The 15,791-nt window shown below is 72.4% G+C and carries 14 protein-coding genes and 1 riboswitch; of the genes, 5 read left to right on the top strand and 9 right to left on the bottom strand.

The window, feature by feature from the left end:
• Positions 1 to 155: 155 nt before the first annotated feature.
• From groL to ABD086_RS24320, 3 genes are all read right to left on the bottom strand, one after another.
• Positions 156 to 1,781, bottom strand: a complete 1,626-nt coding sequence (groL, locus tag ABD086_RS24330) for a chaperonin GroEL (RefSeq protein WP_343911101.1) — start codon at positions 1,779 to 1,781, stop codon at positions 156 to 158.
• A gap of 222 nt (positions 1,782 to 2,003) precedes the next feature.
• Positions 2,004 to 2,879, bottom strand: coding sequence for an ATP-grasp domain-containing protein (locus tag ABD086_RS24325; RefSeq protein ID WP_343911099.1), 876 nt, complete (start codon positions 2,877 to 2,879; stop codon positions 2,004 to 2,006).
• Between the two features lie 21 nt (positions 2,880 to 2,900).
• Complete coding sequence (locus ABD086_RS24320; RefSeq protein WP_343911097.1) at positions 2,901 to 3,932, bottom strand: LacI family DNA-binding transcriptional regulator; 1,032 nt, start codon at positions 3,930 to 3,932, stop codon at positions 2,901 to 2,903.
• A gap of 126 nt (positions 3,933 to 4,058) precedes the next feature.
• On the opposite strand from ABD086_RS24320, the gene ABD086_RS24315 reads away from it, so the two are divergent.
• Both ABD086_RS24315 and ABD086_RS24310 read left to right on the top strand, forming a co-directional pair.
• Positions 4,059 to 4,400, top strand: coding sequence for a YciI family protein (locus ABD086_RS24315; protein ID WP_343911095.1), 342 nt, complete (start codon positions 4,059 to 4,061; stop codon positions 4,398 to 4,400).
• On the top strand, positions 4,397 to 5,590 hold the full coding sequence (locus tag ABD086_RS24310) for an RNA polymerase sigma factor (protein ID WP_343911093.1): 1,194 nt from the start codon (positions 4,397 to 4,399) through the stop codon (positions 5,588 to 5,590). Before ABD086_RS24315 ends, ABD086_RS24310 begins: the two co-directional genes overlap by 4 nt.
• Before the next feature lie 72 nt (positions 5,591 to 5,662).
• Here ABD086_RS24310 and ABD086_RS24305 read toward each other — a convergent pair whose 3' ends face one another.
• The 6 genes from ABD086_RS24305 to ABD086_RS24280 form a co-directional block, all read right to left on the bottom strand.
• Positions 5,663 to 5,941, bottom strand: coding sequence for a MoaD/ThiS family protein (locus ABD086_RS24305; RefSeq protein ID WP_343911091.1), 279 nt, complete (start codon positions 5,939 to 5,941; stop codon positions 5,663 to 5,665).
• Between the two features lie 17 nt (positions 5,942 to 5,958).
• Positions 5,959 to 7,224, bottom strand: a complete 1,266-nt coding sequence (gene thrC, locus ABD086_RS24300) for a threonine synthase (protein WP_425571702.1) — start codon at positions 7,222 to 7,224, stop codon at positions 5,959 to 5,961.
• 7 nt (positions 7,225 to 7,231) lie between these two features.
• A riboswitch (SAM riboswitch) is annotated at positions 7,232 to 7,352 on the bottom strand.
• A 147-nt stretch (positions 7,353 to 7,499) separates the two neighbouring features.
• Positions 7,500 to 9,812, bottom strand: a complete 2,313-nt coding sequence (gene lon / locus ABD086_RS24295; protein WP_343911089.1) for an endopeptidase La — start codon at positions 9,810 to 9,812, stop codon at positions 7,500 to 7,502.
• A gap of 54 nt (positions 9,813 to 9,866) precedes the next feature.
• Positions 9,867 to 10,706 (bottom strand): trehalose-phosphatase, encoded by an 840-nt coding sequence (gene otsB / locus ABD086_RS24290; protein ID WP_343911087.1) that lies wholly within the window; start codon positions 10,704 to 10,706, stop codon positions 9,867 to 9,869.
• 28 nt (positions 10,707 to 10,734) lie between these two features.
• Positions 10,735 to 11,238: a LytR C-terminal domain-containing protein gene (locus tag ABD086_RS24285; RefSeq protein ID WP_343911085.1), complete on the bottom strand. Its 504-nt coding sequence runs from the start codon at positions 11,236 to 11,238 to the stop codon at positions 10,735 to 10,737.
• Position 11,239: 1 nt separating this feature from the next.
• Positions 11,240 to 11,533 (bottom strand): DUF3263 domain-containing protein, encoded by a 294-nt coding sequence (locus ABD086_RS24280; protein ID WP_343911199.1) that lies wholly within the window; start codon positions 11,531 to 11,533, stop codon positions 11,240 to 11,242.
• Positions 11,534 to 11,638: 105 nt separating this feature from the next.
• Between ABD086_RS24280 and ABD086_RS24275 the strand changes: the two genes are divergently transcribed.
• From ABD086_RS24275 to ABD086_RS24265, 3 genes are all read left to right on the top strand, one after another.
• Positions 11,639 to 12,634 (top strand): Gfo/Idh/MocA family protein, encoded by a 996-nt coding sequence (locus ABD086_RS24275; RefSeq protein WP_343911083.1) that lies wholly within the window; start codon positions 11,639 to 11,641, stop codon positions 12,632 to 12,634.
• Between the two features lie 196 nt (positions 12,635 to 12,830).
• Positions 12,831 to 14,270, top strand: a complete 1,440-nt coding sequence (locus tag ABD086_RS24270) for an alpha,alpha-trehalose-phosphate synthase (UDP-forming) (RefSeq protein WP_425571701.1) — start codon at positions 12,831 to 12,833, stop codon at positions 14,268 to 14,270.
• Positions 14,271 to 14,279: 9 nt separating this feature from the next.
• The gene (locus ABD086_RS24265; protein WP_343911079.1) at positions 14,280 to 15,644 is read left to right on the top strand and encodes an alpha/beta hydrolase; all 1,365 of its coding nucleotides are present in this window, start codon (positions 14,280 to 14,282) and stop codon (positions 15,642 to 15,644) included.
• Positions 15,645 to 15,791 lie beyond the last annotated feature (147 nt).

Below are 15,791 nucleotides of genomic sequence, written 5' to 3'. Positions count from 1 at the left end.
GCTGGGACCGGGGCCGTTCGGTGTTGCTCTGCTGGCGAACAGCGTGGCGACTCGGTTTCGAGACGCGTCGCTCGCCCTGCGCTGGCGCGCAGTTCGAGCCGACGCTCCTCAACCTGGCACCTGGCTTGACCCCAGCAAGCTCGGGTCAGGGGTGCTCAGAAGTCCATGCCGCCCATGCCGCCGGACGGGTCGCCCATCGGGGCGGCCTTCTCCGGCTTGTCGGCCACGACGGCCTCGGTGGTGAGGAAGAGCGCCGCGATGGAGGCGGCGTTCTGCAGCGCGCTGCGGGTCACCTTGGCGGGGTCGATGATGCCCTCGGCGATCATGTCGACGTACTCGCCGGTGGCGGCGTTCAGGCCCTGGCCCGACGGCAGGCTCTTGACCTTCTCCGCCACGACGCCGCCCTCGAGGCCGGCGTTGATCGCGATCTGCTTGAGCGGGGCCTCGGTCGCGACGCGCACGATGTTCGCGCCCACGGCCTCGTCACCGGTCAGGTCCAGCTTGTCGAACGCCGTGACCGACGCCTGCACCAGGGCGACGCCGCCGCCGGCGACGATGCCCTCCTCGACGGCCGCCTTCGCGTTGCGGACGGCGTCCTCGATGCGGTGCTTGCGCTCCTTGAGCTCGACCTCGGTGGCCGCGCCGACCTTGATGACGGCCACGCCGCCGGCCAGCTTGGCGAGGCGCTCCTGGAGCTTCTCGCGGTCGTAGTCGGAGTCCGACTTCTCGATCTCGGCGCGGATCTGGTTCACCCGGCCGGCGATCTGGTCCGGGTCGCCCGCGCCCTCGACGATGGTGGTCTCGTCCTTGGTGATGACGACCTTGCGGGCCTGGCCGAGCAGCTCGATGCCGGTCGACTCCAGCTTGAGGCCGACCTCCTCGGAGATGACCTGGCCGCCGGTGAGGATAGCGATGTCCTGCAGCATGGCCTTGCGGCGGTCGCCGAAGCCCGGGGCCTTGACGGCGGCGGACTTGAAGGTGCCGCGGATCTTGTTGACGACCAGGGTCGACAGCGCCTCGCCGTCGACGTCCTCGGCCAGGATCAGCAGCGGCTTGCCGGACTGCATGACCTTCTCCAGCAGCGGGAGCAGGTCCTTGACCGACGAGATCTTCTGGTTGGCGATCAGGATGTACGGGTCCTCGAGGACCGTCTCCATGCGCTCGGGGTCGGTGACGAAGTACGCCGAGATGTAGCCCTTGTCGAAGCGCATGCCCTCGGTGAGCTCGAGGTCGAGCCCGAAGGTGTTCGACTCCTCGACGGTGATGACGCCTTCCTTGCCGACCTTGTCCATCGCCTCGGCGATGATCTCGCCGACGGTGGTGTCGGCCGCGGAGATGCTCGCGGTGGACGCGATCTGCTCCTTGGTCTCGACGTCCTTGGCCATGCCCAGCAGCTGCTCGGACACGGCGGCGACGGCCGCCTCGATACCGCGCTTGAGACCCATCGGGTTCGCGCCGGCCGCGACGTTGCGCAGGCCCTCGCGGACCATCGCCTGGGCCAGGACGGTCGCCGTCGTCGTGCCGTCACCGGCGACGTCGTCGGTCTTCTTGGCGACCTCCTTGACCAGCTCGGCGCCGATCTTCTCGTAGGGGTCCTCGAGCTCGATCTCCTTGGCGATGCTCACACCGTCGTTGGTGATCGTGGGGGCGCCCCACTTCTTCTCGAGAACGACGTTGCGGCCCTTGGGGCCGAGGGTGACCTTGACGGCGTCGGCGAGCGTGTTCATGCCACGCTCGAGACCGCGCCGGGCCTCCTCGTCGAATGCAATCAGCTTCGGCATAACTCCTGCGATTCCTTCGCATCGGAAGTTCTGGACCGGCCGGCGGGTTGCCCGCGACGGACGGCCCCCGCTCGACCCGGCGAACCCTTCTCGCCGGCGCATCGGGACCTCAACGTCGCCGTTCCGGTGTTGTCACTCTCGGGACGAGAGTGCCAGCGTCATGTTTAGCACTCGACCCCTGCGAGTGCAAGACACTCCGAGGCCGTCAGCCGAGGGCGAACGTCACCAGGTCTTGGGGTACGCGCGGGCGGCGACCGCCTCCGCGAACGGCAGCGCGTTCAGCGGCAGCACGTCGAGGTACAGGCCGGGCTCGGTGAGCTCGACCTCGCTGACCACGAGCCGGCCGTCGTACCGCATCATGTCGACCCGGCCGTAGACGATCTCCTCGCCCAGCAGGTCGACCACGGTGGCGATCGCCTCGGCGGCCAGCGAGGCGGCCTGCTCGCCCAGCTCGACCGAGCGCGAGGTGCCGCCGTAGTGCTCGTGCACGCGGATGTCGTTCACGCTCGGGAGCTTCTGGACCTGGCTCACCGGGCGGCCGGCGATGACGAAGACCGAGAGCTCGCCCTCGGTGTGGATCGACTCGACCAGCGGCTGCACGACCCACGGTCCCTCGTGGCCCTCCTGGGGCAGCCAGACCCGGCCGTCGGAGACCACCTCGAGGCCGCGGCCACCGGAGCCGACGCGGGGCTTGACGACCGCGAGGCCGTACTTGTCGGCCGCCGCGCGCACCTCGAAGATCGTGTCCGCCGCGACGGTCGGCACGACCGGCAGCCCCGCCTCCTGGAGCTCGACGAGGTAGCGCTTGTCGGTGTTCCAGCGGAACACCGCCGCCCCGTTGAGCAGGGTCGGGCCGACGCCGGAGGCCCAGCCGAGGAACTCGCCGAGCCGGGCGTCGTAGTCCCACGCGGACCGGACCGCGACCACCTCGGCGGTGCCCCAGTCCACGCCGAGGTCGTCCCAGACGACCCAGCGGCTGGCGAGCCCGTGCGCGGCGAGGGCGGCGTCGAGCGCGCCGTGACCGGGCTCGCCCTCGGCCCACTCGCGACTGGTCGCGAGCAGGACGAGGGGCACCTGGGCCTCGCCGCGCTGCTCCATACCGAAATGCTAGGCGCTCGGTCAGGTGCTGTCGCGCACGACCAGACGGGTGGTCAACATCCGGCCCGGGTGGTCGCGCTCCGGATCGGCCATCGTCTCGAGCAGCAGGTCGACCATCGCGCGGCCCATCTCCTCGGGCGACTGGTGCACGGTCGTCAGCGGCGGCTGGGTCGACTGGGCGATCGGCGCGTCCTCGAAACCGACCACCGCGACGTCCTCGGGCACCTGTCGCCCGGCCTCACGAAGCGCCTGGAGGGCACCCGCGGCCATCAGGTCGTTGGCACAGAACACCGCGTCGAGGTCCGGCGCCCGCTCGAGGAGCGCCCGCATCGCCGCCGCGCCGCTCTGCTGGCCGAAGTCGCCGCGCTCGACGAGCCGCTCGTCGACCTCCCGGCCGGCCGCGGCCAGGCCGGCGGCGTACCCCTGGAAGCGCGAGCTGCCGGCGACCATGTCCGCGGGGCCGGCGATCGTGGCGATCCGGGCGCGGCCGCGCTCCACCAGGTGGGCGACGGCCAGGCCGGCGCCCTGGACGTTGTCCACGTCGACGAAGCCGTCGCGCAGGTCCTCGCGGGTGCGCCCGCCGACCACGACCGGTACGCCGTGCGCGCGGATCCGCTCCGGCAGCTCGTCGTCGTCGTGCAGCGAGAGCAGCAGCACGCCGTCGACGTGCTGGCGGGTCAGGTAGCGGTCCAGCCCGCCGCGGCGCTCGGACGCCTGGGCGAGCAGCAGCACCAGCTGCCGGTCGGCCTCGCCGAGGGCGGTGCCGATGCCGCGCACGACGCCGGCGAAGAACGGTTCGCCGAAGACCCGCTCCTCGGACTCGGCGATCACGAGCGCGACGGTGTCGGTGCGGCGCTTGACCAGCGCCCGGGCGGCGGCGTTCGGGACGTAGCCGAGCTGCTCGATGGCGTTCTCGACGGCCTGCCGGGAGCGCTCGGAGACCTTCGCGCCGCCGTTGATGACGCGCGAGGCGGTCCCACGGCCGACGCCGGCGAGCGCGGCCACCTGCTCGAGGGTGGGCCTGGCCCCGGTGGTCACCGACCGTTCCGTCATGGCGTCAGTATGCCGTCGAGCAACGGGCGCCCGGCGTCGCCGTCGAGGATCGTCGCGGGTTGTCGATCCGCGCCCGTCCGGCCCGTCATCTCGGTGTCAGACTCGTCCCCGTCGAGAGGAACCACCATGACCACCTACGCCGTCCTGCTGCCCGGTGACGAGGCCACCTGGGAGTCCGCGTCGGAGGAGCAGCGCGCCGCGATGTACGCCAGGCACGGCGAGTTCGCCCGGCTCCTCGAGGAGCGCGGCCACCAGATCACCGGCGGCGCGGAGCTCACCCACTCGCGGGCCGCCAAGGTGGTCCGGGCCGACGGTGTCACCGACGGCCCGTACGCCGAGACCGTCGAGCAGCTGACCGGGTTCTACACGGTCGAGACCGACGACCTCGACGACCTGCTCGAGGTGTGCGGCCTGCTCGCCGGCCCGGACGGGGTCGTCGAGGTGCGGGCCACCGTCGACCACGGATGACCGTTCCCGAGTCGCTGCTGCGCGAGGAGTGGGGCCGGCTGCTGGCCCTGCTCGTCGCGCAGTTCCGCCGGCTCGACCTGGCCGAGGACGGGCTCGCCGACGCCTTCGAGGCCGCCGCCCGGACCTGGACCGCCGTGCCGGACAACCCGCCCGCCTGGCTGCTGACGGCCGCGCGCCGGCGGATCGTCGACCGGCTGCGCCACGAGGAGGTCGCGACCCGGAAGCTGCCGCTGCTGGCGGTCGAGGCGTCGCTGCAGGAGGAGGCGCAGGCGTTCATGGCCGATGCCGGGGAGCCCGTGCTCGACGAGCGGCTGCGGCTGGTGCTGCTGTGCGCGCACCCGTCGCTGCCGCGCGAGTCGGCGGCGGCGCTCACGCTGCGGCTCGTGCTCGGCGTCCCGACCGAGGACGTCGCCCGGCTGTTCCTCGTCCCCACCCCGACCATGGCGGCCCGGCTGACCCGGGCGCGGAAGAGGCTCGCCGGGCAGTCGTTCACCGTGCCCGCGGACCTGTCCCCGCGGGTCGCCGTCGTCGCGGACGTCTCCTACCTGGCGTTCACCACCGGCTACGCACCCGGCTCCGGGCCGGACGTCCTGCGCGCCGACGTCGCGGCCGAGGCGATCCGGCTGGCGCGGGTGCTGCGCGCCGTGCTCCCGGAGCCGGCCGTCGAGGTCGACGCCCTGCTCGCGCTGATGCTGCTGCACCACGCGCGCCGCGATTCGCGCGTGCTCGACGGGCGCCCCGTGCTGCTCCCCGACCAGGACCGCTCGCGCTGGCGGGCCGCCGAGATCGACGAGGCACTGGAGCTGCTGCGCCCCTGGGTGCAGGCGCCGCCCTCGCCGTACCTCCTGCAGGCGCTGATCGCCGCCGAGCACGCGATCGCGCCGACCGCGTCGGCCACGGCGTGGGACCGGATCGCCGACCGCTACGCCGAGCTGGAGGAGGTCACCGGCTCACCGGTCGTGCGGCTCAACCGCGCGGTCGCGGTCGCCGAGGACCGCGGCCCGGCCGCCGGGCTCGCGCTCCTGGACGGCCTGGCGCTGCCCGGCCACCGGCTGCCCGCCACCCGGGCCGAGCTGCTCGCCCGGCTCGGGCGCCTCGACGAGGCGCGCACGGCGTACGACGAGGCGATCGGTCGCTGCGCCAACCTCGCCGAGCGGGCGCACCTGATCGAGCGGCGCGCCCAGCTGTAACGCGGTGTTGTCCCCACTATGAACCCGTTGCAGCGGGATCCTAGTGGGCCTGACACCGCGTTACACGCAGGATCAGCAGCCGCCGGCGACCGCCGGGATGACCGAGATCTGGGTGCCGTCCGGGGTGGGGGTGGCCAGGTTGTCCAGGAAGCGCACGTCGTCGTTGCCGACGTAGACGTTCACGAACCGGCGCAGCTCGCCGGAGTCGTCGAGCACGCGGCCCTTGATCCCGCTGTAGTTCGCGTCGAGGTCGTCGAGCACCTCGGCGAGGGTGGCGCCGGAGGCGCTCACCTCGGACTCACCTCCGGTGTAGGTGCGGAGGATGGTCGGGATCCGGACGGAGACGGGCATGGGGTTCCTCTCGGGACTCAGGCGAGGCCGGTGGCGGCGAAGGCGGCGTACGTCGGGGCGATGGTCGCGGCCGGCGCGACGGCTCCGGACACCGCGTCCAGCGTCTTGAGGCCGTGGCCGGTATTGATCACGACCGTCTCCAGCGAGGTGTCCAGCTGGCCGGTCTCGACGAGCTTCTTGAGCACCGCGACCGTCGTACCGCCGGCGGTCTCGGTGAAGATCCCCTCGGTGCGGGCCAGCAGCACGATGCCCTCGCGGACCTGGTCGTCGGTGACGTCCTCGACCGCGCCGCCGGTCTCCCGGCAGATGTCGAGCACGTAGATGCCGTCGGCGGGGTTGCCGATGGCCAGGCTCTTGGCGATGGTGTCGGGCTTGACCGGGCGGATCGCGTCGACGCCGGCCTTGTAGGCGACCGACACGGGCGAGCAGCCCTCGGCCTGGGCGCCGAAGACGCGGTAGGGCTTGTCCTCCACGAGGCCGAGCTTGATCAGCTCCTGGAACGCCTTGTGCACCTTGGTCAGCTGCGAGCCGCTGGCGACCGGGATCACGATCTGGTCCGGGAGCCGCCAGCCGAGCTGCTCGGCGATCTCGTACCCCAGGGTCTTGGAGCCCTCGGCGTAGTACGGGCGGACGTTGACGTTGACGAACGCCCAGCCGTCCTCCTCGCCGGCGATCTCCGAGGCGAGCTTGTTGACGTCGTCGTAGTTGCCCTCGACGGCGACCAGCGAGTCGGTGAAGATCGCGCTGTTGACCTGCTTGGGCTGCTCGAGGTTGCTCGGGATGAACACCACGGTCTTGATGCCGGCGCGGGCACCGGCCGCGGCGACCGCGTTCGCGAGGTTGCCGGTCGACGGGCAGGCGAAGACCTTCGAGCCGAACTCCCGGGCGGCGCTCAGCGCGCAGGCGACCACGCGGTCCTTGAAGGAGTTGGTGGGGTTGGTGGAGTCGTCCTTCACCCACAGGTTGTCGATGCCGAGCTCGGCGCCGAGGTTGGCCGCCTTGAGCAGCCGGGTGAAGCCGGGCTCGGTGTTGGGGCTCTGCTCGATGTCGGCGGGCACCGGCAGCAGCGCCTTGTAGCGCCAGATGTTGCGCGGGCCGGCCTCGATCTCCTCGCGGGTGACGGCCGGGAAGTCGTAGGCGACCTCCAGCGGCCCGAAGCACTCCGGACAGGCGTAGTGGGGGCCGAGCTCGACCTGGTGGCCGCACTCGCGACAGGACAGGGCCCTGGCGTTGCCGAACGCGCCCTCACGCAGGGACAGCTTCTCGATGACAGGTGCGCTCACGGAGTCCTCCTCATCTTTCCGGCGCGACCTTCGCGTCGGACGGATTTGGCACCGGGCCCGCATGCGGATCGCGTGCGGCGGTTGCCGGGACTTCACAGGGCCGTTCCCTCAGTCCCTCTGGATGAGCTGGGAGAAACAGTACGCGGGCCGTCTCAGCATGCGCACATCGGTTCCGCATGCTGGACGGCCCGCGTCCGGTGGTTGGAGAGATAGTCCCTGACGGAAATGTCGTCGAACGGCGGTCCGGACAACATTTTCGTCAGGGACTATCCGTCTCAGGCGGCGATCGTGGCGGCCGCCTGAGGCTGCGACAGCGCGCCCCGGACCACGTCGAGGACGTCGCCGACCACGTGCACGGTGAGCGACTCGAGGACGTCGGCGGGGACGTCGTCGAGGTCGGGCTCGTTGCGCAGCGGCACGAACACCTCGGTCAGGCCGGCCCGCTGGGCGGCGAGCAGCTTCTGCTTCAGCCCGCCGATCGGGAGCACCCGGCCGTTGAGCGTGACCTCGCCGGTCATGCCGACCTCGGACCGCACCGGCCGCCCGGTGGCGAGCGAGGTCAGGGCGGTCACCATCGTGATGCCGGCCGACGGCCCGTCCTTGGGTACGGCGCCCGCGGGCACGTGCACGTGGATGGCCCGGTCGAGCACCGCGGGGTCGACCCCCAGCTCGGCCGCGTGGGAGCGGACGAAGGACAGCGCGATCTGCGCGGACTCCTTCATCACGTCGCCCAGCTGGCCGGTCAGCGTCAGGCCCGCCGGGCCGTCCGCCGCCGACGCCTCGATGAACAGCACGTCGCCGCCGAGGCCGGTGACGGCCAGGCCGGTGGCGACGCCGGGCACCGAGGTGCGCTCGGCCGACTCCGGGGTGAACCGGGGCCGCCCGACGAGCTCCTTGAGGTCGGGCAGGTCGATGTCGACGCGCGAGGCGCCGGTGGCGAGCCGCGTGGCCGCCTTGCGCAGCGCCTTCGCGAGCAGCCGCTCGAGCTGCCGCACCCCCGCCTCGCGGGTGTAGTTCGCGGCGAGCTCGCGCAGCGCCGCGTCGGACACCGTGACCTCGGCGTCGGTCAGCGCCGCGCGCTCCAGCTGCCGGGGCAGCAGGAAGTCGCGGGCGATGGCGACCTTGTCGTCCTCGGTGTAGCCGTCCAGCGTCACCAGCTCCATGCGGTCCAGCAGCGCGGACGGGATCTGCTCGACGACGTTCGCCGTCGCGACGAACAGCACGTCGGACAGGTCCAGGTCGAGCTCGAGGTAGTGGTCGCGGAAGGTGTGGTTCTGCGCCGGGTCGAGCACCTCGAGCAGCGCCGCCGCCGGGTCGCCCCGGTAGTCGGAGCCGACCTTGTCGACCTCGTCCAGCAGCACGACCGGGTTCATCGAGCCGGCCTCCTTGACGGCCCGCACGATCCGGCCGGGCAGCGCGCCGACGTAGGTGCGCCGGTGGCCGCGGATCTCCGCCTCGTCGCGCACGCCGCCGAGGGCGACCCGCACGAACTTCCGGCCGAGCGCCCGCGCGACGGACTCGCCGAGCGAGGTCTTGCCGACTCCCGGAGGACCGGCCAGCAGCACCACGGCGCCGGAGCCCCGGCCGCCGATCACCTGCAGGCCGCGCTCCGCGCGGCGGGCGCGGACGGCGAGGTACTCGACGATCCGCTCCTTGACCTCGTCGAGGCCGTGGTGGTCGGCGTCGAGCACGGCGCGGGCGGCGACGACGTCGTCCGCGTCCTCGGTGGTGACGTTCCACGGCAGCTCGAGGACGGTGTCCAGCCAGGTGCGGATCCACGCGGCCTCGGGGTTCTGCTCGCTGGAGCGCTCGAGCTTGTCGACCTCCTTGAGCGCGGCCTTGCGGACCGAGTCGGGCAGGTCGGCGGCCTCGACGCGCGAGCGGTAGTCGTCCGCGCCCTCGGGCTCGCCCTCGCCGAGCTCCTTGCGGATCGCGGCGAGCTGCTGGCGCAGCAGGTACTCGCGCTGCTGCTTCTCCATGCCGTCGCGGACGTCCTCGCCGATCTTGTCGGTGAGCTCGGCCTCCGCGAGGTAGTCGCGGGTCCAGCCGATCAGCTTCTCCAGGCGCGACTCGACGTCGGGGTCCTCGAGCAGCTCGCGCTTGCGGTCGGTGGAGAGGTACGGCGCGTAGCCGGCCGCGTCCGCGATCGCGGACGGGTCGGACATCTGGTGGACCTGGTCGATGACCTGCCAGGCCTCGCGGCGCTGGAGCACGGCGACGACGAGCCGCTTGTACTCCTCGGCCAGCTCACGGGCGTGGTCGGAGAGGACGTCGGGGACCTCGTCGACCTCGACCCACAGGGCCGCGCCGGGACCGGTGACGCCGCTGCCGATCCGGCCGCGGGCACCCGCCTTGAGGACGGCGGCAGGACTGCCGCCGGAGAACCGGCCGACACGGTCGACGGTCGCGATCACGCCGAACGACGCGTACCGGTCCTCGAGTCGCGGGGCGACGAGGACCTGGTTGCCGGAGCCGGCGCGGGCCGCGTCGATCGCGGCCTGGGAGGACTCGTCCAGCTCCAGCGGCACGACCATGCCGGGGAGCACGACGACGTCGTTGACGAAGAGAACGGGAAGCTTCAGGGACATGCCTCCACAACGTGCACGCCGCGGGCGGTGTTCCGGAGAGGGCCTCCTGTTCGCTCAGGACGAACGCGCGTCGGCCGTGAGCCGCCGCAGCAGGTCCAGCACGCCCTCCGGGCCGTGCACGACCACGTCGGCGCGCTCGGCCAGCGCACTCACCTCGTCCGACGCCGAGCAGACGAGCAGGGTCGGGAGGCCGTCCTTGGCCAGCGCGGTCACCGCATCGAACGCCTCGACGTCGCCGAGGTCGTCGCCCGCGAACAGGAACGCCCCCGCGTCGAGCTCGGCCACCAGCGTCTCGACGGCCCGGCCCTTGTCCATGCCGGGCGCGCGCACCTCGATCACCTGCCGGCCGGGCTCGAGCACCAGCCCGTTGCGGTCGGCGAGCTCGCGCAGCGGCCCGAGCAGGCGCTGGTACGCCGCGTCGGGGTCGGCCATCCGGCGGGTGTGCACGGCGTGCGCGAGGCCCTTGTCCTCGACCCAAGCGTCCGCGGCGTCGGCGTTCCGCAGCGTCCGCGGCAGGTCGCGGAGGAACGTCGCCAGCCCCTGCGGCGGGCGGGGCGAGATGATCCGCCGGCGCGTGGAGCTCCACCGCTCGTTGCCGTACTGGCCGAACAGGTAGAGCTCCTTGCCGTGGTCGCCGATGGTGTTGCCGACCACCTCGAGGCCGCCCAGGTCGAGCGCCTGCCGGGCCGGCCGCCCGGTGATCACCGCGACGGCGGCGACCACCTCGGCCAGGTCGACGAGGACGTCGGCCGCCTCGGGGTGGATGTGCGCCTGCTCCGGGTCGTCGACGATCGGCGCGAGCGTGCCGTCGAAGTCGAGGCCGACCACCGCCCGGCCGGCGGCGCGCACGAGCGCGGCGTACTTCTGCTCTCCCTCGGGCGAGGTGAAGTCCATGGCTCCACCCTGTCACCCGCGGTCGCGGTCAGGACAGCGGGCCGGTGAGGATCACCGTGAGCCGGTCGAGCCGCATCGGGTCGACGGCGGGGGCGGTGCGGTCGATGCCGAGGTCGAGGGCGAGCTGCTTGGCCGCGGGCTTGAGCTTGGCCGGGTAGTAGACGGTCGTGTCCGGGATGGTGCCGTACCAGTTGTCGGACCCGACGACCTGCCAGCCGATGCCGGTGGCGCGCTCCGCGACCCGGCCGGCCAGCCCGGTGATCCCGGAGTTGTTGTAGACCTCGACGTAGACCTTGCCGCGCTGGACCTTCGGCGGCTGCGGCTTCGGGTCCTTCGACGGCGTGAACGTCGGGGACGGCCTCGGCGTCTGCTTCGGCGTGTCCGAGACGGTCGTGACCTCGCGCTCGGTCGGCTCGCCGCCCCGGGTGGCGACGAACGCGATGCCGGCCATGGCGACGGCGATGACGCTCAGCATGACGACCGGGGACGGCATCGCCATGCCGCGCTGGTTGCGGCTGCGGGGGCCGGTCACGTCAGACCTCGAAGCCGAGCCGGCGCGCCGAGCGCTGGCGCTGGCGGGCGGACCGCAGCCGGCGCAGCCGCCGGACCAGGAGCGGGTCCGCCTCGAGGGCCTCCGGACGGTCGATCAGGGCGTTGAGGACCTGGTAGTACCGCGTCGACGACATGTCGAACTTCTCGCGGACCGCGGTCTCCTTGGCGCCGGCGTACTTCCACCACTGGCGCTCGAAGTCGAGGATCTCGCGGTCGCGGTCGCTCAGCGCTGGCGTGGCCTCGGCGGCCCCACCGAGAGCGTTCGCGGCGTCCATGCTGTCCTCCCCGATCACGGTCGACACTGCTGGTGAGACTCCACTGTAGGTGACGAACCACAACGATGTCATTCGCCCCGCGGGCGCGTCGCATATCGTCCAGCCATGACGACCCGCTGGGGCATCCTCGCGACCGGCAAGATCGCGCACACCTTCGCCGAGGACCTGGCCCTGGTGCCCGACGCCGAGCTGGTCGCCGTGGGCTCGCGCCGCGCCGAGAGCGCCGCGGCGTTCGCGGAACGGCACGGCGGCACGCCGTACGGCTCGTACGAGGAGCTGGCCGCCGCCCCGGACGTCGACGTCGTGTACATCGCGACCCCGCACGCCCTGCACCTCGACAACGCCCGGCTGTGCTTCGAGGGCGGCAAGCACGTGCTCTGCGAGAAGCCGCTGACCCTCTCGGTCGCCGAGGCGGAGGAGATGGTGCGGCTGGCGGCGCAGCACGACCGGTTCCTCATGGAGGCGATGTGGACGGCGTGCCACCCCGCCGTGCTCACCCTGCGGGAGCGGCTGCGCTCGGGTGACTTCGGGACGCCGCGGCACCTGCACGCCGAGCTCGGTTTCCTCGTGCAGGCGCCGCCGGACGACCGGATGCTGAACCCCGAGCTGGGGGCGTCGGCGCTGCTCGACATGGGCGTCTACCCGCTGACGTTCGCCCACCTGATGCTCGGGGAGGCGCTGTCGCTCACCGCCGCCGCGGAGCTCTCCGACCGCGGGATCGACCTGGACGTCGCGATCGCCGGGCGCTACCCGAACGGGGCGCTCGCGACCATGACCGCGTCGATGACGTCGTGGTCCGGGCGGCACGCCGCCATCGCCACCGACCGCGGCCGGCTCGAGGTGGACGACTTCCACCACCCCTCGCGCATCACGTTCACCTCCTACGACGTCGGCGACACCAACGACACCGTCGTCGTCTCGGAGCCGGTGCCGGTCGAGACGCCGCCCGCGCTGGGCCGCGGGTACACCCACGAGATCGCGGAGGTCGGCCGCTGCCTGGAGGCGGGGCTGCGCGAGAGCCCGCTGGTCCCGCACGCCCAGACGCTGGCGATCCTGCGGCAGATGGACGACGTCCGCGCCCAGGTCGGCGTCGGCTTCTGAGGACGGCGGGCACCGCGGCGACCCGGCCGACACCGCGGGGGCGTACCGGCGCCTCGAGCGGGCACTGGGTGGGCATGCCGACCGTCTCCGTCATGCCTCCCACGTCAGGAACGCGGGAGCTCGCGCCCGATCCCGCCAGCAGGACAGTCCCGGTCGAGCCCGCCCGGCGGCCCGGGACCGGACTAGGGTGGTGAACGTGGGCGCTCCTGGCTCGGCAGACCTCGTGATCGTCGCCAACCGGCTGCCCGTGGACCGGGTGGAGGAGCCGGACGGCTCGGCCGGCTGGCGTCGTTCCCCGGGCGGGCTGGTGTCCGCACTCGAGCCGGTGATGCGGGAGAACGACGGCACCTGGATCGGCTGGCCCGGAGGCACCGAGCAGGACCTCGAGCCGTTCGAGGAGGACGGCCTGTCGCTCGTCCCGATGACGATGACGCAGCGGGAGATCGAGGAGTTCTACGAGGGCTTCTCGAACGCCACGCTGTGGCCGCTCTATCACGACGTGGTCGCCAAGCCGGAGTTCCACCGCGAGTGGTGGGACACCTACCTGGCGGTGAACCGCCGGTTCGCGGAGCGGGCCGCCGCGGTCGCCGCGGAGCACGCGACCGTGTGGGTGCACGACTACCAGCTGCAGCTGGTGCCGGCGATGCTGCGCGACCTGCGCCCGGACCTGCGGATCGGGTTCTACCTGCACATCCCGTTCCCGCCGCAGGAGCTGTTCTCCCAGCTGCCGTGGCGCCGGCAGATCCTGGAGGGGCTGCTCGGCGCGGACCTCGTGGGCTTCCAGCTGGGCGGCGCGGCCCAGAACTTCATCCGCCTGGTGCGCCAGCGGGTCGGCCACAAGACGCACCGCGACCTGGTCTACCTGCCCGACGGGCGCACGGTGCGCGCCGCGGCGTTCCCCATCTCCATCGACGCGAAGGCGTACGAGGAGCTCGCCCGCTCCCCCGAGATCACCCAGCGCGCCAAGGAGATCCGGGAGGCGGTCGGCAACCCGCGGCGCATCTTCCTCGGCGTCGACCGGCTCGACTACACCAAGGGCATCTACGCCCGGCTACGGGCGTTCGGCGAGCTGATCGCCGACGGCGAGTTCGACGTCGAGGACGCCGTCTTCGTCCAGGTCGCGACCCCGTCGCGCGAGCAGGTCGAGCAGTACCGGATCCTCCGCGACGACATCGAGCGGCTGGTGGGCCGGCTCAACGGCGACCTCGGCAAGATCGGCAAGCCGGCGATCCACTACCTGCACTCGTCGTACCCGCGCGAGGAGATGGCGGCGTTCTTCCGCGCGGCCGACGTCATGGTCGTCACGCCGTTGCGCGACGGCATGAACCTGGTCGCCAAGGAGTACGTCGCCTGCCGGTTCGACGGTGACGGCGCGCTGGTCCTCTCGGAGTTCGCCGGAGCGGCCGAGGAGCTGCGCCAGGCCTGGCTGGTCAACCCGTACGACATCAACGGCATGAAGGCCGCGCTGCTCGACGCCTACCGCGCCGACGAGCGCGAGGTGGGCCGGCGGATGCGCGCGATGCGTCGGACGGTGACGCAGCACGACGTCTCCGCCTGGGCGCGGTCGTTCCTGACCGAGCTCGCGGCTGCCCGCCCGTCGCACGGCAAGACGGTGCGGCCGGCGAAGAAGTCGTAACCTTCGCGCATGGACCTCGTCCCCAAGCCCGACCAGCTGGTCGCTGCTGCGGGCAACGTCGCGCACATGGCGATGTACGGCGGGCTCGCCGACCTCCGACCGATGCCGCGCACGCTGATCGACGAGGGCACGCTGCGCGAGGTGTACCACTACCGCCCCGCGGTCAACGTCCGCTCGCACGGCGACCCGGTGCTGCTGGTGACCCCGCTGGCCGCGCCGGCGATCTGCTTCGACCTGCGGCGCGGCTGCTCGGTGGTCCAGCACTTCGTCGAGGGCGGCCGGCCGACGTACCTCGTCGAGTACGGCAACGTCTCGTTCAAGGACCGCAACCTGGGCCTCGAGCACTGGGTCGAGGAGGTCGTGCCGACCGCGGTCCGCGAGGTCTCCGCGCACGCCGGCGGGCGCCCGGTGCACGTCGTCGGGTGGAGCCTCGGCGGCATCTTCGCGATGCTCGCCGCCGCCGACGCGCCCGACCTGCCGACCGCGTCGCTGTCGGTCGTGGGCTCGCCGGTCGACGTCACCAAGGTGCCGATCGTCGCGCCGCTGCGGCCGCTGCTCGACCTGACCCGCGGTCACGGGCTCATCACCCGCGCCTACCGGGCGGCCGGCGGCGCGCCGACGCCGCTGGTGCGCTGGGCGTTCCAGCTGTCGTCGTTCCAGAAGCTGGTGACCAAGCCGATCGCGATCGCCACCCACCTCGACGACGCCGACTTCCTGGCGCAGATCGAGGCGGTCGACCGGTTCACGGCGCAGATGACGGCGTACCCCGGCCGGAGCTTCGGGCAGCTCTACCACCGGTTCGCCAAGGGCAACGCGCTGGCGTCCGGTGCGGTGCAGGTGCGCAAGCACGAGGTGTCGCTGGCGGACGTCACGGCCCCGGTCCTGGTGTTCGCGGGCGCGACCGACGGCATCGCGCCGGTGGCCGCGGTGAAGGCGGTCGTGCCGCTGCTGACCGGGTCCCGGGAGGTGCGCTTCGAGATCGTCCCCGGCGGGCACCTCGGCATGCTCACCGGCCGGGCCGCCCGCGGCACCACGTGGCAGGTGCTCGACGAGTGGATCGAGCAGTGGTCGGGCGCGGACGCGACCCCGGCCGCCCCGGCGACGAGGGCCCCGCGGAAGAAGGCGGCGGCCAAGAAGTCGGCGGTCAAGAAGACGGCGTCGAAGAAGACGGCCGCGAAGAAGACGGCCGCGAAGACCCCCGCGACGACCCCCGCGAAGACCGCAGCCAAGAAGGCCCCGGCCAAGAAGAGCGCCGCGAAGAAGACCGCCGCGAAGGCGGCGAAGCGGCCGGCCGCGTCGAAGGACGCCATCGGCGCCAACCCGACCCGCCGCTACGGCTCGGGCGGCTCCCGGGCGCTCGCCCGCCGGACCTGACGGGGAAAACCTGCACTTGTCGGCCGAAGTTTCGGCCGACAACGTCAGGTTTCCCCGGTCGACCGGGGAAACCGCCGCCGGCCCCTAGCTGTGATGCCCAGGCACGTTGTGCGATCGGATACGGCGAGCCGTAGATAGGTGAAGGCC

The sequence above is a fragment of the Nocardioides aquiterrae genome, assembly GCF_039526625.1.
Classification (GTDB): Bacteria; Actinomycetota; Actinomycetes; order Propionibacteriales; family Nocardioidaceae; genus Nocardioides; species Nocardioides aquiterrae.
The sequence above is the reverse complement of the archived record's forward strand: the minus strand, read 5'-3'. Positions and strand labels throughout refer to the sequence as shown.